A 26,046-nucleotide genomic window follows, 5' to 3' on the forward strand; every position below is an offset into this window, starting at 1 on the left:
TTTCTTCAAATTAAAAGTAATATCCAATGTTGCATTGAAGACGGGCATGCCATTTATTATCAAACTCATTATATAAACTGGCCTGGCTTCCGCCTAAAAACGGATGGTTATAGCCTGCAACATACTCAACGTAAGTATATATTCCGTCTAAAATCCTTATTAATACACCGTTTGTAAGCATATGAGTTGCATTTAGGTCATACTTTTTTCCTAAATATCCATATTCACTGTAAAATGCTATTTCATTTAATGATTTACCTTTAAAAGGAATACTATATTTTGCAGATAAAGCATAAACATCTGCTTTTGAAACCACCTGATACGTATATCCAAAAGATGCCATGTCTACATATTCTGAATTACCTCCTTTTGGATTAAATTGATATTTATAAACTTCTGCTTTTATTCCCAGATTTTTATAGTCCATATGGTAATGTAATGCAAATGCATTTCGGTTGCCCATTTCGTTTTCTACAAAATTATAAAGCTGCCCGAATTGTCCGGAAACTCCAAGTTTATGCAAAAAATTATTTGTTTTTATTTTATAAACAAGCTGTCCTGAAAGCTGATTGATCTCCTTGTTGTCCCCAACAATACTTGCTGACCATTGATTTTGCCTTTGAGCTGGATCGTTTGTAAAAGTTTCCATTGCATTTTTCATAAAAGCAGCCTGCCAATCCCAGGTATTTCCTTTGTGATTATACTTTGCTCCCATAGCGTATTTTCCTTCGAATCCCAGTGCATATCCTATTCCTAAAAACCAGCTGTATGAATTATAGTCTAAGTTACCAAAGGGATCCTGAACTAAACCGATCTGGAAATCATCTCCATTTTGAAAATCATATCCTGCCCAGCCTTCTTTTAGCATAGTTCCTCCTGATGAAGCGGGCATAAATCTCATATCAGCATATACTTTAAACTTTTTATACGAAGAATTTATGACAAGCCCGAATAAGTCGAAACCAAATTCCCCTCCTTCTTTTTTTCTTGTTTCATTATAAAATTCATCTTTATAGTGCACTCTGAATGCCCCATTTATGGTAAATCTGGGTTTTTCAGAATCCTTGGCCAGCGTATCTGCTTTGCTATTAATATCTGCTGCCTGAGAATAAACAAAATTAGTTATAGAGAATGTGACTAAAATTAAAAGCAATCTATAATACTTATGATTGATCATTTTTATAGTATTTAAATTATAAAATCCAGATTAGTTTCAAGCCTTCAATCAAGAGCATACAAAATGAGGACATGAAATGTACATGGTACATTATGCCTGTTTTGGTTGCAAAAAAATGATTGTATGCTTGAGAAGAAAGCCTCCTAATCTGACAATAGAAGGCCTTTTTTCTCATTTTATGTCATTTCGACGGAGGAGAAATCTTCGTAAGTAACTCCGCAATCAAAGACGCCAATCTTTGTCGAGCTCCTCGTGAATTTCTCCTCCGTCGAAATGAATAGTACGTTTGAGCGTTATATTGTACAAGATTTATCCGTCATAGCATTAGAAGATATTTCCTTAACTTAATGACATTGTCGAACTGGTGGTATTTTTAATAAGTAAGCCGAAGCTTTATTCTGCTTCTAAACTTTGCATTTCTTTTAATGCATTTTCTAACAACAGCGGTAATTTTTGATAAACCTTATCATTGATTCGTTTATACTTTTTATGCGTTTCTAAATTAGGAAGAAACTCATCCTTTTCTTTTACCATATTTTTGACTGCGGTTTCAAAATCAGGATAACATCCTACGGCTACAGCTGTACAAATAGCCGCGCCTAAAGCTGCAGACCCGCTCATTTCGTTTCGGACAACGGGAGTTCCGGTTATATCTGCAAAAATCTGCATAAATAGATCACTGTTAGCACCGCCTCCTGATATGATAATTTTTTCAGGATGGTGACCCAGGGTTTCATTCATCAACTGATAATGATTATTCAATGTCAATGCAATTCCTTCCAGAATAGCACGATAAATATGACCGCGTCCTTGCTGACCACTAAAACCAATCATAACACCTTTTCTATACGACTGATAGGCCGGTGCAAGCCAATCCGGAATAATCATCAAACCGTCAGATCCTGTGGAAACTTTCAACGCTTCTTCTTCTAAAATCTGTTCCGGAGAAACCCCTTTTTCTTTTGCTTTGCTATTTAATTCTTCGCCAATAAGGTCTCTGAACCATGAAATTAGCCACATTCCTCTTCTTACACCACCGCTTTCAAATAAATAGCGATTTGGAATACAGGATAAATTTGTAAAATAATTATCGTGTGCCGGTCTGTTTTCATTGCCTGCAACCATAGATGTAATATAGGTTCCTAAAGAAAACAATCCTCTGGATGAATCTATTAATCCTGCTCCCAAAGCTTCTACGGCTTTATCGTTTGCTGTGGCTACAACAGGTAATCCTTCCGGTAAACCAGTTGCTTTTGCAGCAGCTTTTGTTACAGTTCCTAAAACAGTGCCGGGCATTTGTAATTCCAGCAATTTCTCTTTTGGAATTTTGAAACTATCCAGAACAGCTGTATCTTCTGACCAGTTCCAGGTTTCCATATCTACGGGAAATTGCCACTGAAAAGCATTCGCCGCCGTATCTTTTAATGCTCCTGTAAGACGCTGCGTGATATATCCGGTTGTAGGACACGTGTATGCAATTTCGTCTGAATCTTCAAAAGGCGCATACGATCTTACATCCATCCAGCTCATTACGGGAGCAGCCAGATTACCGTCTTTTTTCATAAATACCCTGCAACAGCGAATGGTACAAAGTCCAACTCCTTTTATAAGGTTTATATCACCTTTGAAGTTTTTCATTAACCGGGTCAGCCCTACTTGTATACTATCCCATAAATCATCGTCAGGATGCTCTACATATCCGGTTTTCCTGAACATCATAGGTTTTAAGGGCTCAATTTCAGAATGTATAACCTCACCTTTTGAATTGATAATATAAACTTTTGTGCTTTGAGACCCATTATCGATCGAAATAAAATATTGTTCTTTCATAACAATTCGTTTTATCTCGTTAAAAATCCGCCGTCAACAGCCAGAATATGTCCGTTTACAAAGTGAGAAGCCTGACTTGCCAAAAATACTGTCGTTCCCATTAAATCGGCCACATCTCCCCAACGACCTTCTGGCGTATGATCTACAATCCATTTATTACGTTCCGGATTATCTATAGATGCCTGCGCCACTTTTGTTTTAAAATAACCCGGAGCAATTCCGTTAACTTGTACATTATACTGCGCTAATTCATCACAATATGCTTTTGTTAAACCTGCCAATCCGTGTTTAGTAGCAGCATAAGCCGGAGACCATTGTCCGCCTAAGAAAGAGAACAGGGAACAAATATTAATGATTTTTCCACTTTTTTGAGGTATGAAAAACTTGGTAACTTCTGCCGACATTTCAAAAGCAGCAGTCAAATTGATGCTTACCATTGGATCCCATTCTTTTCTTGTAAAATTCAGTACATCAGCAATTAAGCAAATTCCTGCACAGTTCACTAAAATATCTATTGATCCTAATGTTGCTACACATTCTTCTACAATTTTTTTTGGTATTCCGTCTTTGGTAATATCTGCTGACATGTATACCGCTTTTCCGCCTTCATTTTCTATCAATTTATTAAATGCAGCGTCGTCCGGCATTATACTCGGCATAAAAACATTAGCGCCTGCTTTTGCTAAAGCCAAAGAAAAAGCCTGTCCTAATCCTGTATTTCCTCCTGTTACAATTGCGTTTTTCCCTTTTAGAGAAAAATAGTCCATTTTAAAATCTGTAATTTCCATTTTATATATTTTTTAATGTTTTAACTTTTGATTAGAATTAATCTTAACACATAGAAACATAGATTTGAACCCTAAAAAAGGCGTTTCACTTGTTTAAAAATGCACATAGCTTCCTATGTGAAAGAAATGAGTTTCTTTTTGCATTCTTTTTTACAACTAATAATTCTATATTTCTATGTGTTAATAGTACACCCAACGAATTGTTTTAATTTATATCTTTTTGACTTTGTTGTTTGAAAACAGTAACGAAACAAATTGCTGCTATTCCCAGAATTGCACTTATTATAAAATAGGCATTGTACCCTCCTTCGGGTCCAAATTTGTTGAAAACGACCGTACTGAAATACGGTATAAAGATATCTGGCAAGTATCCCAAAAGGGAAATAAATCCTACCGCTGTACCCATAATTTTATTATCTATTCTACTGTCTCCCAACAATGACCAATATGTACCACGAATGGCGTAAACAAAGGTTCCTCCTAATATTATCAGAATGTAATAAATGGTGAAACTTGTAGTTTCTGCAGGAAGTAAAGCAACTGCTAATAAAGTAAGAACAGCGCCGCATAAGGCAGAAACCAGTGTTATAGTTTTCCCGAATTTATCTGCTAAAAATCCGCCTAAGATTCCGCCTATTGGTCTCATCCATAACACAATTACCATGATCGTATTGACTGTAACGGGTGTAATTTTAAGATTTTTTTCCATAAAACCTCCGTAATAATACACTACCCAGGTTACAGCATAAGAGCAAAAAATAATGGCTCCCATTAAGTACACGAACTTGTTTTTGATAACAGAATTGACATCTTTAAAATCAAAACCTTTTTTGTCTTCTTCGATGCTTTTTATAACTGGTAATTCATTTTTATTTACTTTAGTCGTATCCTTTTCGACAAACAAAGCGATTAAGATTCCGGCAACAAGCAATACTGCAGAATACATGTAAATCACATATTGAAGTGCCTGAGTTTTATCTGCAAGTGTTTCGCCTTTTTCTAAAATATGAGAAAACATAAACAAGGCGATACTTGCTAATATGGCCTCAACGACACCTCTTCCTCCATCGAGAAAACCAAAGAAACGTCCCTCTTCTTCCGGAGTAGACAATAACTTCACCAACTTCATGTGTGCTCCCCAGAACGTAAATACGGAGAAAACACCCCACAAACAGAATATACCTATGATTGAAGCATAATCTGGAATCTGGGCAAACCAAAATCCTCCGACTGCAGTACCTAACAAGGATAAAACAAGGAGATACTTAGCAGAAAATTTATCACTTAATATACCGCTTGGAAAATATCCTAATATGAATATAAAACCCAAGACTGTATAAATAATATTAAGGTCATCTAAACCTATTTTAAAAACAGCTAAAATGGTTTCCTGATAATTTGTCCTTAAATAAATTAGTGGATAAATTGCCCCGGCAGCGAGCACTATGAGGATAAATTGAATATATCGTTTCATACGCTTAGTTTTTTAAAGGACTATTATTTTTGATATTTTTCACCTTCTGCCTGAGGAAAAATGGTTCCGAAATTCATGATTCCGTTAGGATCAAAAGCTTCTTTTAATTTCTCCAGCATATAGTATGCGCTTCCGTGTTCTTGTTTTGTCCACTCATTTCTGTATTTGCCAATTCCGTGATGATGGCACATAGAACCGCCAAGTTTCAGTGTTTCTTCTACGATAATAGTCTGAATTGGATGGTGATAAAGGCGCATTTCGTCTTGCGGTTCACAATTGATGTTGTAGTTGTATACAAAATACATGTTGGTTCCGTTGATATAACTGTGCGAAGAATGTCCGCCAAGCATCGTAATATCTTTACTTCTTGGAAATTCTTTTCGGATTCTTTCGATTACATTGTAGTATATTCTGGTAACGTTTTCCCAATCTGCAGAAATTTCGGTTGTAAAACCATCGTGCGCATTTTTAGTCACCATATCCTGAATTTCATCTTCAATTCTTTGTTGTGTCCAGTTTAGATGGTTGAACCAGCCTTCGATCAATTTAGAATCTACTTTTTCATTGATTCCTGCTTTAAATTTTTCTACAGCTTCTTCAATTCCGGCAGCAGTAGCTTTTACCATGTTTTCATTTCCTTCTGCCATAAAAATCAAGATACATTGCCCTTTATGAAAATGGCTAAAATGCTGCGCAGCATCTTCTTCTGAATATACTCTCGCTACAGAAGGCCTGTAACCATTTGCCATAACTTCTCTTAAAACACTAACTCCTGTATCAACATCTTTAAGCAGATATCCAAAAAATTGATTGTTTTCAGGGAAATATTTAAATAGCTTAACCGTAACTTCTGTAATGTAACACAAAGCGCCTTCGTTACCAATGGCAATATGTCTAATATCCGGTCCTCCTGCTCTTCTTGGTACATTTTTGATACGCGAAATATGTCCGTCAGGAAAAACACATTCTAATCCTACTACCATATCTTCTATACCGCCGTATAAAGTAGAGAATTGCCCAATACTACGCGTAGAAACCAAACCTCCCATTTGGGCAACTGGTTTAGACTGAGGAGAATGCCCCATTGTTAAACCATGCTTTCTAACTTCGTCTTCCAATTCCTGCAATACAACACCGGATTGCGCGGTAACCTGCATATTATACGGATCTATTTTTATAACTTTTTTTAGTTTTTTTCCATCAACTACTAAAGTTTGTTCTTTCCAGTTTTCCAAACCTCCTTCTGTCGCAGTTCTGCCACTTCTTGGAATAACATTAATGCTGTTTGCATTACAATATCTCAGGATTTCAGAAACCTGCTCTGCAGATTCAGGATAAACAATCGCAATTGGGGCCGGAACATCTAAAACTTTTTTTGCCTTAGCATATTTTTTATATCTGTCTGCCGATGCTTCATATAAATCATCATGATTGATGTTTATCTGATCTTGCTTTAGCATTTTTTCTAAATCTTTTAAAATCATTTTATTTTCTTTCATATCATTTAAGCTTTCTTGATTAAAATTCACTTTCATTTTTAATTTTGGGTTTGCATTCGTATTACAAATATTTTTTACTATATCGATTACGAAAAAACAAACGTAGGAAAAATATTTCAAAATAAACAAATATTTTCCATAAAATTTAATTTTATAAATAATAATGGAAAATAAATAAATTTTTAAACAATAGCTTAAAGGCAGAAATACTAAAAATCACCGTAAAACCGGGATTAAACAGAATAAAACTAAGTTTAAAGAATAAAATAGGAATTAAAAACTTTAATTTTGAATGAAAAATAAAAGCTGTTTATATATTAAAATTGGACTTTTTTTATGCGCATAACTTTTAAATGAAGTGAAAAAAAACAGAAAGAATATCTGTTTTAAATGAAATGTAATACTTTTACTAAAAAATAATCGAGGCAAAATGTATATTGTAAATAAAGATCTGCTTAACTCTTTGGAGAAAAATATTTATTCGATCCTAATCAGGGAAATCAAACAAAACAGTACACTATCTATTACAGACGCGGCATTAATTTGCAATTGCTCACCTTCTAAAATTTCAAAATTTGTACAGAAACTGGGATTCAAAACCTACAAGGAATATTTAGGTTTTATTAGCGGAAAGGCTTTTACTGTAATTGCTGACGAAAACGAACGCCTGAATAAATTCTTAGAAAATTTCAATCCGGAAATTATTGATCAGTTTGCGGCTTATCTTCAAAAATTCGAAAAAATTATTTTGTTTGGTTATGGTCCTTCGTTTATTGCAGGACAGTATTTTGAATATAAACTTCGAAATTTATTAGAAATCCCAATATGGGCCGTTGCGCACGAAACATCCATAAATGATTTGTTGAGCAAAAATAATCTGGTTATTATTTTTTCTGTTACCGGGCAATTTAAATCTTTTGCGGAATTGTATGAAAATATCGTTTCAAAAAACAGCAAAGCAGCGTTTATATTAGAAGAAGGACGAACTGAATTTTTAGAAAAATACGATTATACGATAACTTTAAGCAATTATCTGCAAAATCCGGAATTACTGCCTCACGAAAAAACAAGAACAACTTTTTTTGCTTTCATTGAAGCTGTTATTAAACAATTGGAAAAATCTTCTTTTGAAAACAAGCAGAAATCCGAAAAAAAATCTGGCAATAATCCCGCTTAATAAAATTACATTTCCTTCAAATAATGATAATCATATAATTCGAGTTCCTAATTCTATAAAAGAAGGCATTATTTAATTTCTATTTTTAATTTATAAATAAAAACGGACTCATTAAATAAATAGAATTTATGGAAAATTTACTCAATCAGGAAAATCTTGAAGATATCAGAGAATTAATAGAGGATAAAATTGCTAACGTTCCCACAGAATTGATACTCTTTGGCGCAATTGGCACTTTGTTATTATCAACTTATCTAAATAAGACAGGAAATAAAGAGGCTGCTTCTGTGATAGGAAAATTGTCTATTCCGATAATAGGAATAGGACTTGCGAAATACAAAGATTTTTTAAAATCAGAAATAGAAAATCAGCTGGAAACTGTAGAAGAAGTTATTTAAACTAGTGTTACAGGTCACAATTTAATTCACAAGAAAACAAAAAAAACTCCATTAAAAATAATGGAGTTTTTTTATGGAAATACGTGATTAAAAAACCCGTATAATATTTTTAGCGACAAATAGTACTATTCGTTTAAGTCGTTGAATTCGTGTAATGATTTCAATGTACTTTCGTAGAATAAAATTGCAGCAATAAGATTTCCTTTATCGGAATAAGGCATCATTTTTCTTTGAAAGTCTACTGTAGTATCTAAGAATAATGTAGTTCCTTCAGCTTGACTGTCTAACACTTTTTTGTGCTCAGAATCGTCCGGAATACCTAAATCTGCCATTGTAACACCTGGCTTAGTTACCAAAGCAATGTAAGGAAGAGTTTTAACTAAAACTTTAATACGTTCAATGTATAATTCTAAAAGTTCTCCTTTTTGCATACCACTCAATTCTTTTTGATCATGGTATTTGCGTATTAGAGCTGTTGTACTGATAATACTTCTTGGAGCGTTTTTTGCCTGTGCTGAGATAGCGCCAGTTGTCAAGAAGAAAAGGATACTTAGTAATATAATTTTGCTCTTCATTTTCTTTATGTAATTGGTTGTTAATTAATGACAAAAATATATAAATTAACTTAAATTGCAACTTTATTGATTTCTTTTTTTCAAAATAACATTAATATTATGTTATTCTCTGAGCATTCCTGTTAAATATTATAATTAGTAACTTAAAAGAATCATTTTTATAGCAATTTTAGTTCTTATTTTTATTACAAAAATAATTTATAAATCTGTTTTGGGATTACCCGGCGGAATCGTACTGCCTGAAACCAGTCCGGTATTATTTTGAACTTCGGGAATTATATGGGTATTTTTTATTCCTTCTTCTGACTTGATGATTCTAAAGCGCCCCGGATATTTTATCCAGATGCTTTTTTTGTTTCCGTAATAATCCATGAATTCTTCGCACACAAAAACCGCATGTGCTGTTGACCACGCCACAACTCCGCAAAATTCACTTCCGGATTGTCGTTTTAACTTTTGTATTTGTTTGCCTTTTTTAAATCCTAAATATTTATAAATTGTTGGCGTATATACTGCCCCGCTTTCTAAATCTTCTAACGCTCTGTCAAAAGTAGATTCATGGTCAATAATTTGTTTGTATTTTGCCATTACAGCGTATGTCAATACTGCATAATCAGTTATGGTTTCGCTCTCGCAATTGTCTTTAATAAATATAAAACCGGCAGATTCATTCGCTTTATTTATCTCGTCTGCATTCAGATTAAATGATGCGTTATTTTTTAATGTGATTTTTTGTAAAGTGTCATTTATTTTTTCGGTTACAAAAAGATTGTCTAAACCGTAAATATTCAAAGCTGCTTTTATAAAAGCAATCGAGGAACAATTTGTGCGTTCTCCTTGCTTAAAGCTTTCGAATATTTTATCTGAACTTAATTGCGAGTAAGAATTTGTGCAGACAAACATTAAAAATAAAAATATTGAAGGAACAGATTTCATTGTCTTTGAATTTATAATTGTTTCCAAATTGATTTTTTGGGCATATACAGATTCTACAAATCTATAAAAATCAACTCATAGTTGTTTTTTTACTTGTTAACTTTTTTCAAAAATTATAAAGGTATCTTAATGATAATCTGTTAAGTAGTATTTTACTGACGGAATAAAAACAAGCCTTTTATTTATATTGTAAGCTCATTATAAAAATTTATATTTGCGATGTAAAATTACGCCCCATTAATTTTATTTAATGATCTTAAACCTGCTCTTTCAAATTGTTATTTCCTGGCTGTTTGCCTGTTGTATCCTAAAACTATTCAACAAGGCAGTATCTGCATCCTATGCTGAAGTTTATCGAAAACCAGCACTGCTGACCACATTACTTGCAGCCGTTGCTATAGATTTGTCCCGTAAAGGAGAATTAATCGCCGGAACCATATTACATCACTTCACGGGAGTGTGTTTTGCCACAATTTATTATTTGATTTGGTATAATGAATTTGCTGAAATTTCGTGGACAATAAGCCTCATTATTGGACTTATTATCAGTTTAATTCGGATTATAAGCTGGACTTTTCTGCTTGAAATTATTCCTGCTTCTAACCTTATCAATTTTAAGGGATATTATCTTCAGCTGGTTTTTGTACACAATATTTTTATTATTGTTGCCTTAACTATCTTCAAATTGTTCTTTTTGTTAATTGAGCTCTAAAAGCTTTTATATTTGCAGGTAATAACTTTATTACTTTTATAGACTATCAATCTTGAAAAATCAAAATCCTGTCATTCAGCAATTCGAACTTTCTCCTTCTGCAAAGGCGGGAATTGTTATTGCGAACATGGAAGGAAAAAAAGTCGACGAACATGACATTTCGAAACCACATCGGGATAATCATTGTCAGTTAATGCTGGCTATAAGCGGTGAATTCAAATTAAATATTGATTTTGAAAATATCGAATTTACTGCCCCTGCCTTACTTTGTATTTTTCCGGAAGAAGTACATCATATTATAGAAGTAAAAAATTCTAAAGGATGGATGATCAGTTTTGATGCTTCATTAGTGAACAAAGAAATTTTACAAGTTTTAGAAAATAAAATCAATAATCCGTTTTTGCTTGAAGAAGCATCTGATTTTTATCAGCAAGCTATAATTCTGATGGATTTAATTGAAAAAGTACAATTAGAAAACACGAATACTTATACCCAAAAAACAATTCATTCTTTGCTAAATGCGCTTTTAAGTTTAATTGTTGGAGAATTGGTTGCAAATTTATCACTCTATAAAGAAAAAGAAAATCGCAGCGTTATTATTAAGGAAACTTTCTTAAAACTCACAAAAGAACATTTTAAAATCTGGAAACAGCCTTCGCAATATGCATCGGCACTTTCTATTTCGGTTTCACATTTAAATGATACCGTAAAATCGTTAACCGGAAGTCCCGTGTCTGTTCATATTCAGGAAGCCTCTGTTTTAGAAGCCAAAAGACTGTTGTATTTTACGGATAACAGCGTCAAGGAAATCGCTTATGAAGTTGGTTATGAAGAACCTGTTTATTTTGGAAAACTTTTTAAAAAGATAACAAACCTCACTCCTCTTGCGTTTAGGAAGAAATTCCGTGATTAGGACTATCCTTTCCATTTTTGAAACTACATTAAAAGTTCCTGCCAGAAGTAGATTTGCCTTGTAATTAAAACTATAACAACATGCAAAACGAAATCAATATCCCAATCATACTTGATGCAGTACGAAAAGTGGGGAACGTCTTTTTAAAAAACTACAAGCAAAATGCCATTCCACAATCTATGGAAGAACTTTTGAATCAATTAGAAGATATCGATACTTTGTGCCTCACTTCTTTAAAAGAAGATTTATCTCCCGAATTTCCGAATATTCCGTGGCATATTGGCGACGAATTTGATACCGATTCACAAAGAAATCCAGCTGAAATTGAAGAATACTGGCTTTGTGATGCGATGGACGGCGCTATACAATATCTTCAGCATATTGCGGGATGGACGATAAATCTCGCACTTATACGCAACGGAAAACCTTTCTTTTCGGCCATTTATGATCCTTTTGCCAATGAAATGTTTTGGGCAAAAGATGGCGAAGGTGCTTTTATGAATGGCAAATCTCTTGAACTAAGCCGTAAAACAGATTTGGCTGTTATGCTGGCTGTTTTTGAATACGGACATCAGGATAAATCAAACAACGATTTGTATGATAAAATTGGTTCTAATGTAACAAAATTGCTTAAAAATTTTGGAATCGTTAGAAATTACGGTCCACACGGCCTTCAATTGGCGTATGTGGGTGCAGGAAGAATTGATTTGTTTATTGAGGAAGATCTTGATACGTATAATTGGATTGCGGGATTGCTTATTGCCAAAGAAGCCGGCGCAGAAATCCTGACAACAGATGGAAATCCATGGAAATGGGGAAGCGAAAATTTGCTTGTTGCCCCAAAAAGTATTGCTGAAAAATATTTACAAATTAAATCAACGAACTAAAATGAATATTGCAATTATAGGCGCCGGTGCCGGAATTGGGTTAGAATCCGTAAAACAAGCACTCAAAAATAGACACATCGTCACGGCGCTGTCTACAAATACAGATCAAATTGAGAATCATCCAAATCTCATTAAAATAAACGGTAGCGCTACATCGTCAATAGATTTAAAAAATGCCATAAAAGGTTCTGATGCTGTATTGATAACTGTTGGAACAAAAAATAAAAAAGCCACTACCCTATTTTCTGATATTGCCAAAACACTCATAAAAGTTACTGATGAGTTAAATTTTACTGCACCTGTTTTAGTAATTACTGGTTTTGGAGCGGGAGAAAGTAAAAAATATTTAAGCTTTTTTATGCGAACGGTAATTTCATTATTCCTGAAAGACCAATATAGCAATAAAACTTTAATGGAAGAATTGATTACAAAAAGTGCAATGAAATGGGAAATTATCAGACCGGGAATGCTTACAAACGGAATTGAAACCCAATCTTACAAAGCTTTATCCGGACTTCAAAAAGGAATGAATGTGGGGAAAATTTCAAGAGCAGATGTTGCCCATTTTTTAGTTACTGAAGCCGAAACACAAAAATCGCTTTATCAATATATCTCTTTAACTAACTAGTTGATTTATAAATAATTACTTATAACTAAAACACATCTGACATAAATTTATTTATATGTCAGATGTATAAACAAATCAACCTAAAACTAATTTTATTTAACCAGATAAGAGACTTTATCTGCTTCGCAAAGCCTGAAATAACCAAAAGCGAAATTATTAGAATCGGTCGTATTTATAATATTACCTCTAATATTTCCCGGAGGAACAGAAAACGGATTTCCTCCGTATACTTCTAAAATCAAATTCATATAATTATAGAAATTTTTAGAAATACCGCGATTCGTAATATTAACAGTCTTTCCCGGTTTCATTTTATCTTCGTCTGAAAATCGTGTGTTTATTTCATTTCCGTTAAACAAATCATCATCTGTAAGCTCATATTCAGGATACAGCAAAAAATCGCTTTTATAATCCGTAAGGTAATAATTGACTTCATCCACCGGATCTTTATAATAAAAAGTCAGTTCGATTACATCTTCTCCTCCAAAATCAGGAACTATTTTTTGTTCTACCCTGTCAATTGGTGTTACCGAAGTCAGTTTTTCAACAGCAGTAAAACTTTGTCCTTCTGCGGTTACAAAAAGTTTATAATCCATATTGATAACAGGCACAAAATTGGTACATACATAAGACCCCGGTTCTGTTTCATTAAACGTAAAAACATCGCCATTGCTGTTTTCAACCCTTACCTGCGCTCCTGAAACTTTTGGTGTTGTATTATTATAATAAGGAGCTGTTTTGCTGATTTTAATCGTCTGTTCGTTTCCGGTTGTTCCTTTTAGCCAAATAATTTCTGCGTCTACCACAATTTTTGTTTCACCGGTTTCCAGATCCAGATTTACAACATCTTCACAAGCTGAAAACAACAGCACAAAAAGAATACTCAATAAAGTAAATGCCTTATTTTTGAAATTATATTTTTGAAATTGCATACTCATTAAAATTTAAAATTATAAGAAACACCAGGAACTATTCCAAAAATAGACAGTCTTCTGGTTTCATTTGCGCCCGTATCCTCATTTGTTGTAAAGGTCATCGAAGCCGCATTTTTTCTATTATAGATATTATAAATGCTGAATACCCAATAGCTTTGCCATCCTTTCTTTTTATCCGGTTTTGGCGTATAAGTTGCCGCAACATCCAAGTGATGAAAAAGCGGCAATCTGTTTTCATTTCTCAGGGAATAATTCGGTACATTAATGCCACCAAACTCATAATATCCGTTTGCATACGTAACAGGCTGACCAGATTGCAAAGTAAAATTGGCATTAAAAGACCATTTAGGATTGTATTCGTAACTTCCTACAATACTCAAATTGTGCATTTTATCATATCCTGACAAATACCAGTCGCCATTTGCAACTCCGGGTTCTTCAGGCGTTCTGCCGGGCGTTTTTTGTTCTGCCCTTGACAAAGTATAAGAAACCCATCCTGTAAAATTTCCGGCATTTTTTCTAAATAATAATTCCAAACCGTATGATCTTGCTTTACCGTTCAAAATCACCTGTTCTACATTATTATTGGCCAAAATATCTGCTCCGTCTATATAATCGATACGATTTTGAATATTTTTATAAAATAATTCACCTTCAAACGAATAATCGGCATCTTTAAAATTCCTAAAGTATCCTACCGCATACTGATCCAGAAGCTGTGGTTTTGTAAAAGGTCCGCTTGGTGTCCAGATACTCATAGGCAGCGGAGATTGTGTATTTGACAAAATATGAATGTACTGCGCCATTCTGTTATAACTTGCTTTTACCGATGTATTATCATTAAAAGCGTATGATAATGCAGCACGCGGTTCAAGATTATCAAATTTACTGATTGTTTCGCCGCTTTTATAAGATATAGTTCCTGTTGGGGTTCCTTCTTCATAAATATGATATAAAGGATTAAATACTACAGCCTTACCATCCTCATAAGTACTTATTTCCTCGCTTCCTAAACGATAAAACATACTATAACGAAGTCCATATCTAAAATTTAATTTCTCTGTAATCTGATGTTCGAAATCAAGATAAACAGAAGATTCAAAAGCATGTTTTTTATCCAGCTGTTTGTAATTAAATTGTGATTCAGGACCAGTTGGCTGCACAGTTCCAGGATTAAAATCATAATACTGACCGTCGATTCCGTAATTAAGTTTCAGCTTTTGTGATACAATGTGATTCCAATTGTATTTAAAACCATAACTTTTAATCACATTATTCCATTCAAAACTTTCAGAAGAAATTCCTAAGTTAAATTTATAATCGCTGTAAAAAACCGAAAGATTGGTATTGAGATTGTCCGAAAATTTATGTTTCCAGCTTAATATTCCCATTGTATTTCCGTACGTACTTGAAAAACGCTCGTTGATATCAAAAATATCATTTCCTAAATATCCAGAAAATGCAATCGTATTATTAGCGCCTAAACGATAATTAAATTTGGCATTAATATCATAAAACATAGCCGAGTTTTTATTATCCGACAGCTTTAAAAATAAATGCGCGTAAGAAGCACGTCCTGCAATTAAAAACGAACCAACATCTTTTTTTATCGGACCTTGTACCAAAAGTCGGCTGGAAATAAGACCAATACCTCCGTTTACTTTATAGTCTGTAAAATCTCCCGTTTGCTGGCTTACATCCAAAACAGACGAAACACGGCCTCCAAATTTAGATGGAATTCCGCCTTTATATAAATCTAATCCGCTAACAACATCTGCATTAAAAATGGAGAAAAAACCAAACATATGAGAGTCACCATAAACTGGAGCGCCATCTAAAAGAATCAAATTCTGATCTGCAGCACCTCCGCGAACATTAAAACCTGACGAAGCTTCGCCGGCATTTGTAACGCCCGGCAATGTTAATATTGATTTTAAAGGATCCGGCTCGCCCATAGCAACAGGAATTTTCTTGATTTCCTGCATCGTCATTTTATTGACACTCATTTGCGTATTTCTGACATCAACAGCTTTAGTATTTGTTACAATTACCTGTTCTAATTGCTGGCTATTATCGCCTTCAAAGCTAAAATCAATTTTAACATCGTCTGAAACTGTAATTTGTCTTTCTATATTTTTAAAACCCACATAACTTACTACAACAGTGTAAGTTCCTTTATCCAATTCCAGAGCAAACATTCCGTTTTTATCTGTTGTTGTGCCATTTTGCGTTTCTTTAATAAAAACGTTGGCACCAATAACAGATTCTCTATTGTCATCAAGAATCTGTCCGGTTAACTTACTTTTTTTTTTACTTGTTTTTACCGCTTTTTGCTTTACAAAAATATTGCTTCCAACAACCGAAAACTGAATTAACTTATTCTTGTTCAATTCACTAATAAGCTCTTTTATTTCGATATTGCTATAAGTCGTGCTTTTGGTAAAATACTTTTGAGACGTATCTATTTGATCCGTAAAGGCAAATTTAAAGTCGGTTTGATTTTCAATTTGTTTAAATAATTCTTTTAAGGTTACAGTTTTATCTACAGTTACAGTTATGTTTTGGGCGGACATACACAAACTGAATAAAAAAAAGCACGCTGATATTATATGCTTCATGAAATTTTGGTATTTTTGAATATTATTAAATGGGATAGTTCTATACTACCCTGACTATGGGAAGGATGTTTAGTTTCGCGGCTAGGACATCCTTTTCTTTTCTACTGAAAAGTAATCTGTTTTAAATTTTCATTTACTTCAAAGTTTAGGTTATACATTTCTGATATTAATTGGACAATCGTTTTTAAATCTTCTTTTTTATTGATTCGTACCGTAATTCTCTGGTTTTCATATTCCTGCGGAATTATCACTTTATAACCGTAATTCGATTCGATATAAGTGCTCACAATACTTAGTTTTTCATTCTCAAAATCTATAAATCTGTTAAACTCGGCAACTGCAGCGGTTTTACTTCCATATGTGAATTTTTCTCCGGGTTTCAGAATCCATTTTTTGTTCTGGTTTTTCACACTCATTTCAACACTTCCTTCATAAAGTTCAACCGAAACTTCTTTTTGGGTATATCCTTTTACGATAAAAGAGGTACCTAAAACTGTCGTTGTAGTTTCGTTGCAGGAAACCTGAAAAGGATGTTTTTTATCTTTTTTCACTTTAAAATAGCCTTCTCCGGTAATTTTAAGTTTTCTGTTAGCTGCAAAATTATCGGCATAAACAATTTTAGAATTCGGGCTTAATGCTACTTTTGAACTATCTGGCAGCATTACTGTTTTTAGTACCGAAGTTGTATTTTCGATTGTATTTTCAGCAAGTTCAGCATTGGTAATTAATGGTGAATTGGTAAAGTAAATTCCTGTTCCCAAAAAAACAAAAATCAAAACGGCCGCTGCGGCATAATAACGCCATGAATTGGATTTTTTCTTTTTTGGAGAGAATGCTTTTGAATGAAACTCGTTCCACGAAATTTCTTTTTCACTATCAGAATGCGAAACGGGAGTTTCATCCCATATTTTTTTCAATTCTTCTTCTAATTTCTTTTCGTCCATATCTTTGAGCACTAAAGTTTTTGACAATAAAATCCTTGTTTATTAAAAACACCATACACCATTTCTTTAATATCCCTGTTCGTTTCGATTCTTAGAATATTATTTTCTACCAAATCAAAATTCATGATACAATCAGAAATGATAAACTGCAGAAGCACTACAATAAAGCTTGCATCTTCCTTGGTTGTAACATCTGTTTTATAAGACTCAATATGCATTTTATGTTTCCGTTTATATCTATAACAAACGAGAACACAAAAGTTCCTAATGATCTGCGATTTTTTTTCGAATAAATTTACTGGCGAGGTAGATGTGATTGGCAATTGTCTTTTCAGAAAGCGCTGTAATTGCGGCAATCTCCTTATAACTAAGGTTTTCCAGTTTATGTAAAGTAAATATTTTTTGTTGCTGCTCCGGAAGCTGATTTATAAAAGAATGTAGTTTTTCCTGTCTTTCTTCAAAAATTCCGGTTTCGGTATCTTCTTCTTCGATTTTTTCAAACTGACAAGGATCAAGCTGAATTATTTTATTTTCTCTGTTTAAATGATTAATAATGATGTTCTTGCATATTGTAAACAATTGTTTATCCAATAAAATATCCTCATTAAGCAATTCTCTTTTATTATAAAGTCTTAAAAAAGTTTCCTGAACAAAATCCTGCGGGGTAAGTACGGTAAAATTAAATCGTTTGGCAATGTTTATCAATTTATCATAGTAAGTCAGATAAGCCTGCCTGAAAGAAGCTTCATTACCCTTTTTTAAACTTAATATAAACTTTTTGTTGTCCATAACGCAAATATGATAATAACCCTAAACTCAATGTAGATAATAATATTGTAGTTTCAAGTTGAGAATTTAAGACTTTCTTAATCATTTTTTTAATAAATCTTAAGAAGCAAAGAACAGAAATTTTAATTTAAAACAACAACACGCCAACATTTTCTTAACGCTTTTTTAAAAGAAAAAAATAGCAAAATAAATAGCAATATTTTCATATACCGATCGGTATTTATACTATATTTGCTTTGAATACTATCAATTCACTCATAAAACTATGAATACTTCTGAAATTATATTAAATAAAGTAGCACCTATTTTTAATAAACAAGGTTATGTAGGAACGAGTTTAACCGACATAACAAAAGCTACCGGACTTACAAAAGGTGCCATTTACTGTAATTTTTCTAATAAGGAAGATTTAGCTTTAAAATCGTTTCAGTTAAATGTAAGCTTAGCCATAACGCCTCTGTTTAAACTGGTTGTCAGTAAAGAGGGCAGTATAAATAAACTTCATGCAATAACAGAATATCAACGCAGTTATTATGATTTGGTGAAAGACAGAGGCGGATGCCCGATGCTGCGCGCAGGAGTTGATACCAAATTTATAAACCCGTTATTGTTTAAAGCAGCACAAAACCTATCTCAAAAATTTACTTCGGGTTTAACCTCTATTATTACAGAAGGAGTCATTAATAATGAAATTCAGCAAAATACAGATCCGGCTAAATATGCAAAACTCATTTTATCCTTAATTGAAGGAAGTTCACTTTTGGCATTTACACACAATGATCCCACCTATATCAACACCGCAATGGACTTTATAGACAGCGCTATCATTGAAAACATTCGGAAATAAAATTTTTTAACCCATCAAATACCGATCGGTATCTGATATAATTATTCAATAAATGGAAAAAATATTAAAAACAAAAAGAAAAGTCAGGTTTCAGGATTGTGATCCTTTTAATCATTTAAACAACTCAAAATATCTGGAATATTTTATTAATGTGCGCGAAGACCAAATTGCAGAACATTATGATCTTGATATATTTAAGTATATGAAAACAAAGGGATTAAGCTGGGTTGTCGCCTCTAACCAAATAAGTTATCTAAAACCTGCTTTTACAATGGAAACCGTATTAATTGAGTCTCAGCTTATTCAATATACGGATAATGTTTTATTGGTCGAAATGAAGATGTGGAATGAAGATGAAACGGAATTAAAAGCCATTTTATGGATTAAGTTTATCCATTACAATCTTCAGACAAAAAAAACAGCAAATCATTCTGAAGATCTAATGAAACTATTTGAATCGATTGTTTTACCTGTAGATCAATCTATTTTTGAAAATAGGTATTTGGATATTATCCAAAAATTAAAATCCGTAACACATTAAATTGTGAAAGTTTGATATGACATTATTTGTATGTGCCGTTAGGCACTAAATGTCGGTAGAAAATCAGGTCGAGAAATCCGTAGCGTGCCGTAGGTACGCAACAAGCGATTTATATTACGTACCTACGGCACTCTAAATCTATTTGGAATTCCTGATTTCTACCGACATTTAATGCCTAACGGCATATTTTAAACAATTATAAATTTTTACTTTTAAAAACCGTTAATTTTTCTCGGATCATATCATTTATGGTATACGAAATTCCGCCCATTCCCAAACCAGAAGTTTAATAGGTATTTTTATGTAATTAATTATTTTTATGTGCCATTAGGCACTAAATGTTGGTAGAAAATCAGGTCGAGAAATCCGTAGCGTGCCGTAGGTACGCAACAAGCGATTAATATTACGTACCTACGGCACTCTAAATCTATTTGGAATTCCTGATTTTTACCGACATTTAATGCCTAAAGGCATATTTTAAACAATTATAAATTTTTACTTTTAAAAACCGTTAATTTTCTCGGATCATATCATTTATGGTATACGAAATTCCGCCCATTGCCAAACCAGAAGTTTGATAGGTATTTTTTATGTACTAATTATTGTATTTGCCGTTAGGCACTAAATGTCGGTAGAAAATCAGGTCGAGAAATCCGTAGTGTGCCGTAGGTACGCAACAAACGATTCATATTACGTACCTACGGCACTCTAAATCTATTTGGAATTCCTGATTTCTACCGACATTTAATGCCTAACGGCATATTTTAAACAATTATAAATTTTTACTTTTAAAAACCGTTAATTTTTCTCTCGTCATATCATTTATGGTATACGAAATTCCGCCCATTCCCAAACCAGAAGTTTTATAGGTATTTTTTATGTATTAATTATTTTATATGCCGTTAGGCACTAAATGTCGGTAGAAAATCAGGTCGAGAAATCCGTAGCGTGCCGTAGGTACGCAACAAACGATTTATATTACGTACCTACGGCACGCTAAATCAATTTGGAATTCCTGATTTTTACCGACATTTAATGCCTAACGGCATATTTTAAACAATTATAAATTTTTACTTTTAAAAACCGTTAATTTTTCTCTCGTCATATCATTTATGGTATACGAAATTCCGCCCATTCCTAAACCAGAAGAATCCCTTCCGCCAAATGGCATCCAATCTACTCTAAATGCCGTATTATCATTAATCATAACAGCAGTTGCATTTAGTTTTTTGGCAGTTTCTAAAGCGATATCAATATTTTTTGTAAAAACAGCGGCCTGAAAATGAACCTCCAGGGCATTTGCTTTTTTTATTGCCTCTTCCCTATCTGTAAAAGGATAAATACAAACAACAGGACCAAATATTTCATTAGTCGACACTTTCGAATTTTCCGAAGGATTGAACAAAATTGTCGGCTCAAAACAAGTATCTGAAATTCTTTTCCCGCCCGAAATTAATTTTGCGCCTTCGGCAATAGCCTCATTAACCCATTCCTCGACACGATTAACTTCTTTGGGAGTAATCAGCGAACCAACATCGGTAGTTTTATCAAACGGATTTCCGACAATTAATTTATTGGTCGCTTGCGAAAATTCTTCAATAAAACGATCACAAATTTCCTGATTTACATATACTTTCTGTACCGAAACACAAACCTGGCCTGCGTGATAAAAACCACCTTTTACCAAATCCGGAATCATTTCGCTAAAATTAGCGTCACTTTCAACAATAACCGGCGCTGCTCCGCCATGTTCGAGGGCGCATCTTGTGCCGGGATGCAATTTGCTTTTTAGGTACCAGCCTACTTTTGCCGATCCTATAAAAGAGAAAAAATTAACCCTCGAATCTGTAACCAATAATTCTGCTGTTTCATTATCCGTTAATACAACCTGCAGCCAGCCTTCGGGCAAACCGGATTCTTTTAAAATATCGGCAAGAGCCAAACCAGATAATGGCGTAGTGCTTGCCGGTTTAAAAATTACCGGACAACCCGCAGCAACAGCTGTAGCAATTTGATGCACCGCCAAATTCAGCGGATGATTAAACGCACTTACCGCAACAACAACTCCGATAGGTTCTTTTGACGTAAACGCAATTCTGTTTAAAGACGCTTCCGTAAGTCCCATCGGGATCTGCTCGCCTTTTATTTGTGCGATATGTTCAGCGGCCAATTTTACGCCTTTAATTGCTCTTAAAATTTCAGCTTTTGAGTCCTTATAGGGTTTTCCGCCTTCGCTAATAGCCAAATGTATCAGTTCTTCGCTTCTGTCTTGCATTATAGAAGCTGCTTTTTCTAATATTTCAATTCTTTTATAAGCCGGAATCCAATTTGCCTGATCCAGAAATAAATTGTGCGCTGTATTTAGTATTTTCTCAAGATCATTTTTATTGATCAATGGCAATTCTTTTACTACACTCTGATCGTATGGGAATATAATTTTTGTGGTCTGTTCCATAATTTTTTCTTTAAATATAAGCTTAAAAACCGTGTTGTTTAGTATTTTAAATCTCGGTTTTTCATGATTTGTTCTTTAAATTTAGTCAAATTATCATTAACTATAATCGCCCATTAACACAATATTGAGTATTTACGGTTTTACAAATAATTTATAGGCGTGGTTAAAACAATCTCCCTGTTTTCTAATAAAGGAACAATTTTTCCCAATACTAATTCCTGAAAATAAGCCGAATTTCTATGTTCTGCAACAGCGGCTTCATTTGTATAACCTTCAAATAATAGTAGAGTATTTGAATCCGAATTACTTTGATGAACTTTATAAAACAAATTTCCTTTTTCCTTAATACTTTCGTCATGAACCGTTTTTAGCAAATTTAAAACGTTATCTATCTGACCTTCTTTAACTTTCCATGTAGCAAAAACATGAACCGGAGTTTGATTTTCCATTTTGATTTTTTATTTATTTATATTTTATATACTTGTTTATAATTTTCAGGAGCTAATCCCGCTCCCGAAGCCTCGGGACTATCGGGCTAGGGCACTCATTTTCAAAAGAATATTTTTTTTATTTTATCATCCTGAGCGAAGTCGAAGGAACGCACTCGTTAATCAACAAAGATTGGCGGTTTTTGTTTGCAGAATTCCTTGCAAAAATCCTTCATTTCTCAGGATGACAAAAATGGCTATTCTGAATGTAATGATGGATTAAAATCCATCCCTACAATATGTTTTGTTCCTCCGGAACGCTTTTATAACATTCCATAGGAATGATTTATTTTGTAGCAACGGATTTTAATCCGTTCAAAATAACAATCATTTTCTCCGCAACTCCTTTTGCAGAAGCAGGATTTTGACCTGTAACCAAATTACCATCAGCAATACTGTGAGCCGACCAAACTGCTGCGGCATGAAATTTTGCTCCTTGTTTTGTCAAGGCAGTTTCCAACAAAAACGGAACATCGGCGATAGCGTAACCTCTTTCTTCTTCATCTGTAAATGAGGTGATGTTTTTACCATTTACAAGGTAAGATCCGTTGCTTAATTTTACATTCAATAAAGAAACCGGACCATGACAGACAGCTCCAACAACTGCATTTCGTTCGTAAGTTTCCTTAATTACTTGCTTCAAAAGTTCGTTTTCCGGCATATCGACCATTGGCGCTAATCCTCCGGGAACAAAAACGGCGTCGTATTTACTAACGTCTACATTTGCTAATTTAACTGCTTTTTGCATTTTTTCCCATCCTTTTCCTGTTAGAAAAGTAAGGTTGTCAGGATCATTTGCCAAATTTAGCGCATCTAAATATGGCGTATCGCCTGTTAAACTCGCAAAGTCTATTTCGTAATTTGCTCTGTCGAATTCAGCATAAGGATGTGCAACTTCCGGAAGAAATGTTCCTGTTCTTCTGTCATTTGGCCCAATTGAATTGGCATTTGATACGATAATTAAAATTTTAGTTTTCATAGTGGATTCATTTTTAAGTGTTGCTTGTTTTACTAATGTGTTTTCTTTTTTGTTTTGTGCATTCGAAGAAAAAAAGGCAATTGCCAGGGTTAAAATCATAATTTTTTTCATGTCTGTAATTTTTAGTGGTTAATGATTATTTACAGGACAAATTTATGCCGGCTCTACTCCTCAAAACGAGGAGCAAAGTCACAAAAAAAGTGTGACGAGAATCACACTTTTAAATTATAGTTTTATGTTATTTGTTGTTAGAGTACAGTCTGCTTAGGGTTTCGCGGCTGACACCGAGATATTCTGCAATGTATTTCTTGGGAATTTTTTGCATGAGATTAGGATATAAATCTGCAAATTCTTTATAACGCTGTTGCGGATTATTAGAAAGTAAAGAAATAACCCTTTGCTGAAGCGCCATATAACCTTTGGTAAGTTTAACGCGGAAAAAGTGTTCCATTTTATGAAGTGTTTCAGAAAGTTTTTCCCTTCCGTCAAGTGTCAGGCACAAAACTTCTCCTGCTTCCATACAAACCACGTTCATATTAGCCTGTTTTTGATTGAAATAAGCGATATAATCAGACATCCACCAATTTTCGGTAGCAAATTGTACGATATGTTCTTTTCCGTCTTCATCCAGATAAAAAACCCTGAAAATACCGCTCATAATAATGTATTCATACTTAGCATCATCGCCTTGCTGAATTAAATATTGATTTTTTAAAACCTTTCTTATCGTGAAAAATGATTTGATAGAGTCAAATTCTTCATCACTAACAGGAATAATATCTTCAATATGTTTTCTGAGTTTTTCCATAGTCTGCTTTTACCGTTTCAAAGATAAAAGATTTATTGTAGTTTGTACTGGCAATCTTTTGTCCTAAATTTGCACAGCAAAAATGAGCAGACCCGGCATCAATTTTACAGGCTAATTTCTTCTTATGAGGAAAATCAATTAATTTAAATAAGAGGAAGTGAAAAAAGTGGAAAATGAAGAAACAAGCTGGGCTACTTGCGAAGAATGTCAGGGACGCGGCAAAAAAAGCCGAAGACTGAGCAAAAAAGTGCGGCTTCTTTACCAAATAGAATTGGATCAATTTGAAAAAACAAACGGAGAAGGAACAGCTCCAATTCGTCCAAAAGCGCCTTTATACTCTTGTTTAAAATGTTCAGGATCCGGATTATTGCCTTCTGCAAAACCTCCTGTGGCAGATACCGAAAATTATCCGCATGTTGCTATTATTGGCGGTGGAATTGGCGGAATTGCTCTTGCTGTTGCTTGTTTGCACCGCGGAATCCCTTTTACCCTTTATGAGCGTGATACTAATTTTGATGCCCGATCTCAGGGTTATGGACTTACGTTGCAGCAAGCCAGCAAAGCAATTGAAGGTTTGGGTATATTCTCCTTAAAAGAAGGCGTGATTTCAACAAGACATTTGGTTCATACTACACAAGGAAAAGTAATTGGCGAATGGGGAATCAGAAAGTGGGTGCAATCAGATAAAAAAACGTCGCCAAAACGTACAAATGTGCATATTGCGCGACAATCTTTTCGTTTAGCGTTACTGGAACAACTCGGCGGACATGAAAATGTACAATGGGGACATCAATTAATTGATTTTAAAGACTCTGAATCGGGAAATGTTGATCTGACTTTTCAGGTAAACGATGCAATAAAAAACGTCAAAGCCGATCTTGTGGTTGGAGCTGATGGAATTAGAAGTTCGGTTCGCAGATTGCTGATTGGCGACGATATTACGCCTTTACGTTATCTGGATTGTATTGTAATATTAGGAATTTGCCCTTTGAGTGCTCTTGAAGGCGTTGATAATTCCTTATTAGATTCGGCTACGGTATTTCAAACTGCCAATGGCAATGAACGAATCTATATTATGCCGTTTACATCAGATTCTGTAATGTGGCAGCTTAGTTTTCCAATGTCCGAAAATGAGGCTAAGGAATTAAGTGCTCAGGGACCAAAAGCGCTTAAAAAAGAAGCGTGTCGCAGAACGCAATGGCACAATCCTATTCCTCAAATTTTAGCGGCAACGCTCGAAACCCAAATTTCGGGTTATCCGGTATACGATCGTGAATTACTTTCGGCTGAATTGTTGGAAAAAGCCGGAAAAGTAACTTTAATTGGCGATGCAGCCCATCCGATGAGTCCGTTTAAAGGTCAGGGCGCGAATCAGGCAGTACTCGATGCGCTGACACTTGCCCGCGGAATTTCAAAAGGATGTAAACCTTTATCGCAATGGAGAAATGTTGGAATTAGAGAAAGAGTACTAACTGATTTTGAAGCAGAAATGTTAGAACGCAGCGCTGTTAAAGTAAAAGATTCAGCAGAAGCTGCGCAATTCCTGCATTCTGAAACTGTACTTCATGAAGGCGATGAACCTCGCGGGCGTGTTCTTAAGAAAAAAGATTTATAATTTAATAACAGGTTTTTCTAATGTTTGCTCGCC

25 protein-coding genes are annotated in these 26,046 nt (G+C 34.1%); 9 read left to right on the top strand and 16 right to left on the bottom strand.

The window, feature by feature from the left end:
• Positions 1-10: 10 nt before the first annotated feature.
• The 5 genes from ACZ0AH_RS12870 to ACZ0AH_RS12890 form a co-directional block, all read right to left on the bottom strand.
• Positions 11-1,177 carry a hypothetical protein gene (locus ACZ0AH_RS12870; RefSeq protein WP_463476195.1) on the bottom strand — a complete coding sequence of 389 codons (1,167 nt, stop codon included), beginning with the start codon at positions 1,175-1,177 and terminating at the stop codon, positions 11-13.
• Between the two features lie 393 nt (positions 1,178-1,570).
• On the bottom strand, positions 1,571-3,007 hold the full coding sequence (locus ACZ0AH_RS12875) for an FGGY-family carbohydrate kinase (RefSeq protein ID WP_463476196.1): 1,437 nt from the start codon (positions 3,005-3,007) through the stop codon (positions 1,571-1,573).
• Positions 3,008-3,018: 11 nt separating this feature from the next.
• A complete protein-coding gene (locus ACZ0AH_RS12880) occupies positions 3,019-3,795 on the bottom strand; it encodes an SDR family oxidoreductase (protein WP_463476197.1) in 777 nt (258 codons plus the stop codon).
• A 205-nt stretch (positions 3,796-4,000) separates the two neighbouring features.
• Positions 4,001-5,269 carry an MFS transporter gene (locus tag ACZ0AH_RS12885; RefSeq protein ID WP_463476198.1) on the bottom strand — a complete coding sequence of 423 codons (1,269 nt, stop codon included), beginning with the start codon at positions 5,267-5,269 and terminating at the stop codon, positions 4,001-4,003.
• Between the two features lie 23 nt (positions 5,270-5,292).
• Positions 5,293-6,804 (bottom strand): FAD-binding oxidoreductase, encoded by a 1,512-nt coding sequence (locus tag ACZ0AH_RS12890; protein ID WP_463476199.1) that lies wholly within the window; start codon positions 6,802-6,804, stop codon positions 5,293-5,295.
• 394 nt (positions 6,805-7,198) lie between these two features.
• Here ACZ0AH_RS12890 and ACZ0AH_RS12895 point away from each other — a divergent pair, with 394 nt between their 5' ends.
• Positions 7,199-7,945, top strand: coding sequence for a MurR/RpiR family transcriptional regulator (locus ACZ0AH_RS12895; protein ID WP_463476200.1), 747 nt, complete (start codon positions 7,199-7,201; stop codon positions 7,943-7,945).
• Between the two features lie 128 nt (positions 7,946-8,073).
• Positions 8,074-8,343, top strand: coding sequence for a hypothetical protein (locus ACZ0AH_RS12900; RefSeq protein WP_463476201.1), 270 nt, complete (start codon positions 8,074-8,076; stop codon positions 8,341-8,343).
• A 125-nt stretch (positions 8,344-8,468) separates the two neighbouring features.
• Here ACZ0AH_RS12900 and ACZ0AH_RS12905 read toward each other — a convergent pair whose 3' ends face one another.
• Both ACZ0AH_RS12905 and ACZ0AH_RS12910 read right to left on the bottom strand, forming a co-directional pair.
• Positions 8,469-8,918 carry a hypothetical protein gene (locus ACZ0AH_RS12905; RefSeq protein ID WP_463476202.1) on the bottom strand — a complete coding sequence of 150 codons (450 nt, stop codon included), beginning with the start codon at positions 8,916-8,918 and terminating at the stop codon, positions 8,469-8,471.
• Between the two features lie 198 nt (positions 8,919-9,116).
• Positions 9,117-9,854: a hypothetical protein gene (locus ACZ0AH_RS12910; protein WP_463476203.1), complete on the bottom strand. Its 738-nt coding sequence runs from the start codon at positions 9,852-9,854 to the stop codon at positions 9,117-9,119.
• 250 nt (positions 9,855-10,104) lie between these two features.
• On the opposite strand from ACZ0AH_RS12910, the gene ACZ0AH_RS12915 reads away from it, so the two are divergent.
• From ACZ0AH_RS12915 to ACZ0AH_RS12930, 4 genes are all read left to right on the top strand, one after another.
• The gene (locus ACZ0AH_RS12915) at positions 10,105-10,566 is read left to right on the top strand and encodes a hypothetical protein (protein WP_463476204.1); all 462 of its coding nucleotides are present in this window, start codon (positions 10,105-10,107) and stop codon (positions 10,564-10,566) included.
• A gap of 52 nt (positions 10,567-10,618) precedes the next feature.
• Positions 10,619-11,479 carry an AraC family transcriptional regulator gene (locus ACZ0AH_RS12920; protein ID WP_463476205.1) on the top strand — a complete coding sequence of 287 codons (861 nt, stop codon included), beginning with the start codon at positions 10,619-10,621 and terminating at the stop codon, positions 11,477-11,479.
• A gap of 80 nt (positions 11,480-11,559) precedes the next feature.
• A complete protein-coding gene (locus tag ACZ0AH_RS12925; RefSeq protein WP_463476206.1) occupies positions 11,560-12,366 on the top strand; it encodes an inositol monophosphatase family protein in 807 nt (268 codons plus the stop codon).
• 1 nt (position 12,367) lies between these two features.
• Positions 12,368-12,994 carry an NAD(P)-dependent oxidoreductase gene (locus tag ACZ0AH_RS12930; RefSeq protein ID WP_463476207.1) on the top strand — a complete coding sequence of 209 codons (627 nt, stop codon included), beginning with the start codon at positions 12,368-12,370 and terminating at the stop codon, positions 12,992-12,994.
• A gap of 92 nt (positions 12,995-13,086) precedes the next feature.
• Here the strand turns inward: ACZ0AH_RS12930 and ACZ0AH_RS12935 are convergent, their stop codons facing one another.
• The 5 genes from ACZ0AH_RS12935 to ACZ0AH_RS12955 all read right to left on the bottom strand — a co-directional run bounded on the left by ACZ0AH_RS12935 (position 13,087) and on the right by ACZ0AH_RS12955 (position 18,280).
• Positions 13,087-13,926 carry a DUF4249 domain-containing protein gene (locus ACZ0AH_RS12935; RefSeq protein ID WP_463476208.1) on the bottom strand — a complete coding sequence of 280 codons (840 nt, stop codon included), beginning with the start codon at positions 13,924-13,926 and terminating at the stop codon, positions 13,087-13,089.
• A gap of 5 nt (positions 13,927-13,931) precedes the next feature.
• Positions 13,932-16,547 (bottom strand): TonB-dependent receptor, encoded by a 2,616-nt coding sequence (locus tag ACZ0AH_RS12940; protein ID WP_463476209.1) that lies wholly within the window; start codon positions 16,545-16,547, stop codon positions 13,932-13,934.
• A 101-nt stretch (positions 16,548-16,648) separates the two neighbouring features.
• Positions 16,649-17,518: a FecR family protein gene (locus ACZ0AH_RS12945; RefSeq protein ID WP_463476210.1), complete on the bottom strand. Its 870-nt coding sequence runs from the start codon at positions 17,516-17,518 to the stop codon at positions 16,649-16,651.
• A complete protein-coding gene (locus ACZ0AH_RS12950; protein WP_463476211.1) occupies positions 17,503-17,709 on the bottom strand; it encodes a hypothetical protein in 207 nt (68 codons plus the stop codon). The genes ACZ0AH_RS12945 and ACZ0AH_RS12950 overlap by 16 nt, the downstream gene beginning before the upstream one ends.
• Before the next feature lie 46 nt (positions 17,710-17,755).
• Positions 17,756-18,280 (bottom strand): RNA polymerase sigma factor, encoded by a 525-nt coding sequence (locus tag ACZ0AH_RS12955; RefSeq protein ID WP_463476212.1) that lies wholly within the window; start codon positions 18,278-18,280, stop codon positions 17,756-17,758.
• A 265-nt stretch (positions 18,281-18,545) separates the two neighbouring features.
• Here ACZ0AH_RS12955 and ACZ0AH_RS12960 point away from each other — a divergent pair, with 265 nt between their 5' ends.
• Together ACZ0AH_RS12960 and ACZ0AH_RS12965 are read left to right on the top strand one after the other, a co-directional pair.
• Positions 18,546-19,127 (top strand): TetR/AcrR family transcriptional regulator, encoded by a 582-nt coding sequence (locus ACZ0AH_RS12960; protein ID WP_463476213.1) that lies wholly within the window; start codon positions 18,546-18,548, stop codon positions 19,125-19,127.
• 52 nt (positions 19,128-19,179) lie between these two features.
• Positions 19,180-19,668 carry an acyl-CoA thioesterase gene (locus ACZ0AH_RS12965; protein ID WP_463476214.1) on the top strand — a complete coding sequence of 163 codons (489 nt, stop codon included), beginning with the start codon at positions 19,180-19,182 and terminating at the stop codon, positions 19,666-19,668.
• 1,060 nt (positions 19,669-20,728) lie between these two features.
• On the opposite strand, the gene ACZ0AH_RS12970 is transcribed toward ACZ0AH_RS12965, so the two are convergent.
• The 4 genes from ACZ0AH_RS12970 to ACZ0AH_RS12985 form a co-directional block, all read right to left on the bottom strand.
• The gene (locus tag ACZ0AH_RS12970; RefSeq protein ID WP_463476215.1) at positions 20,729-22,123 is read right to left on the bottom strand and encodes an aldehyde dehydrogenase family protein; all 1,395 of its coding nucleotides are present in this window, start codon (positions 22,121-22,123) and stop codon (positions 20,729-20,731) included.
• A gap of 140 nt (positions 22,124-22,263) precedes the next feature.
• Positions 22,264-22,572 carry a putative quinol monooxygenase gene (locus tag ACZ0AH_RS12975; RefSeq protein ID WP_463476216.1) on the bottom strand — a complete coding sequence of 103 codons (309 nt, stop codon included), beginning with the start codon at positions 22,570-22,572 and terminating at the stop codon, positions 22,264-22,266.
• Positions 22,573-22,897: 325 nt separating this feature from the next.
• A complete protein-coding gene (locus ACZ0AH_RS12980) occupies positions 22,898-23,701 on the bottom strand; it encodes a type 1 glutamine amidotransferase domain-containing protein (RefSeq protein ID WP_463476217.1) in 804 nt (267 codons plus the stop codon).
• 127 nt (positions 23,702-23,828) lie between these two features.
• The gene (locus ACZ0AH_RS12985) at positions 23,829-24,398 is read right to left on the bottom strand and encodes a Crp/Fnr family transcriptional regulator (protein WP_463476218.1); all 570 of its coding nucleotides are present in this window, start codon (positions 24,396-24,398) and stop codon (positions 23,829-23,831) included.
• Positions 24,399-24,555: 157 nt separating this feature from the next.
• On the opposite strand from ACZ0AH_RS12985, the gene ACZ0AH_RS12990 reads away from it, so the two are divergent.
• The gene (locus ACZ0AH_RS12990; protein ID WP_463476219.1) at positions 24,556-26,013 is read left to right on the top strand and encodes an FAD-dependent oxidoreductase; all 1,458 of its coding nucleotides are present in this window, start codon (positions 24,556-24,558) and stop codon (positions 26,011-26,013) included.
• Positions 26,014-26,046: the final 33 nt, after the last annotated feature.

The organism is Flavobacterium sp. AC105, assembly GCF_979258495.1.

Bases quoted from the DNA above. Each gene is read 5' to 3' on its own strand.
- ACZ0AH_RS12870 (WP_463476195.1), bottom strand. From the start codon at position 1,177: ATGATCAATCATAAGTATTATAGATTGCTTTTAATTTTAGTCACATTC.
- ACZ0AH_RS12875 (WP_463476196.1), bottom strand. From the start codon at position 3,007: ATGAAAGAACAATATTTTATTTCGATCGATAATGGGTCTCAAAGCACA.
- ACZ0AH_RS12880 (WP_463476197.1), bottom strand. From the start codon at position 3,795: ATGGAAATTACAGATTTTAAAATGGACTATTTTTCTCTAAAAGGGAAA.
- ACZ0AH_RS12885 (WP_463476198.1), bottom strand. From the start codon at position 5,269: ATGAAACGATATATTCAATTTATCCTCATAGTGCTCGCTGCCGGGGCA.
- ACZ0AH_RS12890 (WP_463476199.1), bottom strand. From the start codon at position 6,804: ATGAAAGTGAATTTTAATCAAGAAAGCTTAAATGATATGAAAGAAAAT.
- ACZ0AH_RS12895 (WP_463476200.1), top strand. From the start codon at position 7,199: ATGTATATTGTAAATAAAGATCTGCTTAACTCTTTGGAGAAAAATATT.
- ACZ0AH_RS12900 (WP_463476201.1), top strand. From the start codon at position 8,074: ATGGAAAATTTACTCAATCAGGAAAATCTTGAAGATATCAGAGAATTA.
- ACZ0AH_RS12905 (WP_463476202.1), bottom strand. From the start codon at position 8,918: ATGAAGAGCAAAATTATATTACTAAGTATCCTTTTCTTCTTGACAACT.
- ACZ0AH_RS12910 (WP_463476203.1), bottom strand. From the start codon at position 9,854: ATGAAATCTGTTCCTTCAATATTTTTATTTTTAATGTTTGTCTGCACA.
- ACZ0AH_RS12915 (WP_463476204.1), top strand. From the start codon at position 10,105: ATGATCTTAAACCTGCTCTTTCAAATTGTTATTTCCTGGCTGTTTGCC.
- ACZ0AH_RS12925 (WP_463476206.1), top strand. From the start codon at position 11,560: ATGCAAAACGAAATCAATATCCCAATCATACTTGATGCAGTACGAAAA.
- ACZ0AH_RS12930 (WP_463476207.1), top strand. From the start codon at position 12,368: ATGAATATTGCAATTATAGGCGCCGGTGCCGGAATTGGGTTAGAATCC.
- ACZ0AH_RS12935 (WP_463476208.1), bottom strand. From the start codon at position 13,926: ATGCAATTTCAAAAATATAATTTCAAAAATAAGGCATTTACTTTATTG.
- ACZ0AH_RS12940 (WP_463476209.1), bottom strand. From the start codon at position 16,547: ATGAAGCATATAATATCAGCGTGCTTTTTTTTATTCAGTTTGTGTATG.
- ACZ0AH_RS12950 (WP_463476211.1), bottom strand. From the start codon at position 17,709: ATGCATATTGAGTCTTATAAAACAGATGTTACAACCAAGGAAGATGCA.
- ACZ0AH_RS12955 (WP_463476212.1), bottom strand. From the start codon at position 18,280: ATGGACAACAAAAAGTTTATATTAAGTTTAAAAAAGGGTAATGAAGCT.
- ACZ0AH_RS12960 (WP_463476213.1), top strand. From the start codon at position 18,546: ATGAATACTTCTGAAATTATATTAAATAAAGTAGCACCTATTTTTAAT.
- ACZ0AH_RS12965 (WP_463476214.1), top strand. From the start codon at position 19,180: ATGGAAAAAATATTAAAAACAAAAAGAAAAGTCAGGTTTCAGGATTGT.
- ACZ0AH_RS12970 (WP_463476215.1), bottom strand. From the start codon at position 22,123: ATGGAACAGACCACAAAAATTATATTCCCATACGATCAGAGTGTAGTA.
- ACZ0AH_RS12975 (WP_463476216.1), bottom strand. From the start codon at position 22,572: ATGGAAAATCAAACTCCGGTTCATGTTTTTGCTACATGGAAAGTTAAA.
- ACZ0AH_RS12980 (WP_463476217.1), bottom strand. From the start codon at position 23,701: ATGAAAAAAATTATGATTTTAACCCTGGCAATTGCCTTTTTTTCTTCG.
- ACZ0AH_RS12985 (WP_463476218.1), bottom strand. From the start codon at position 24,398: ATGGAAAAACTCAGAAAACATATTGAAGATATTATTCCTGTTAGTGAT.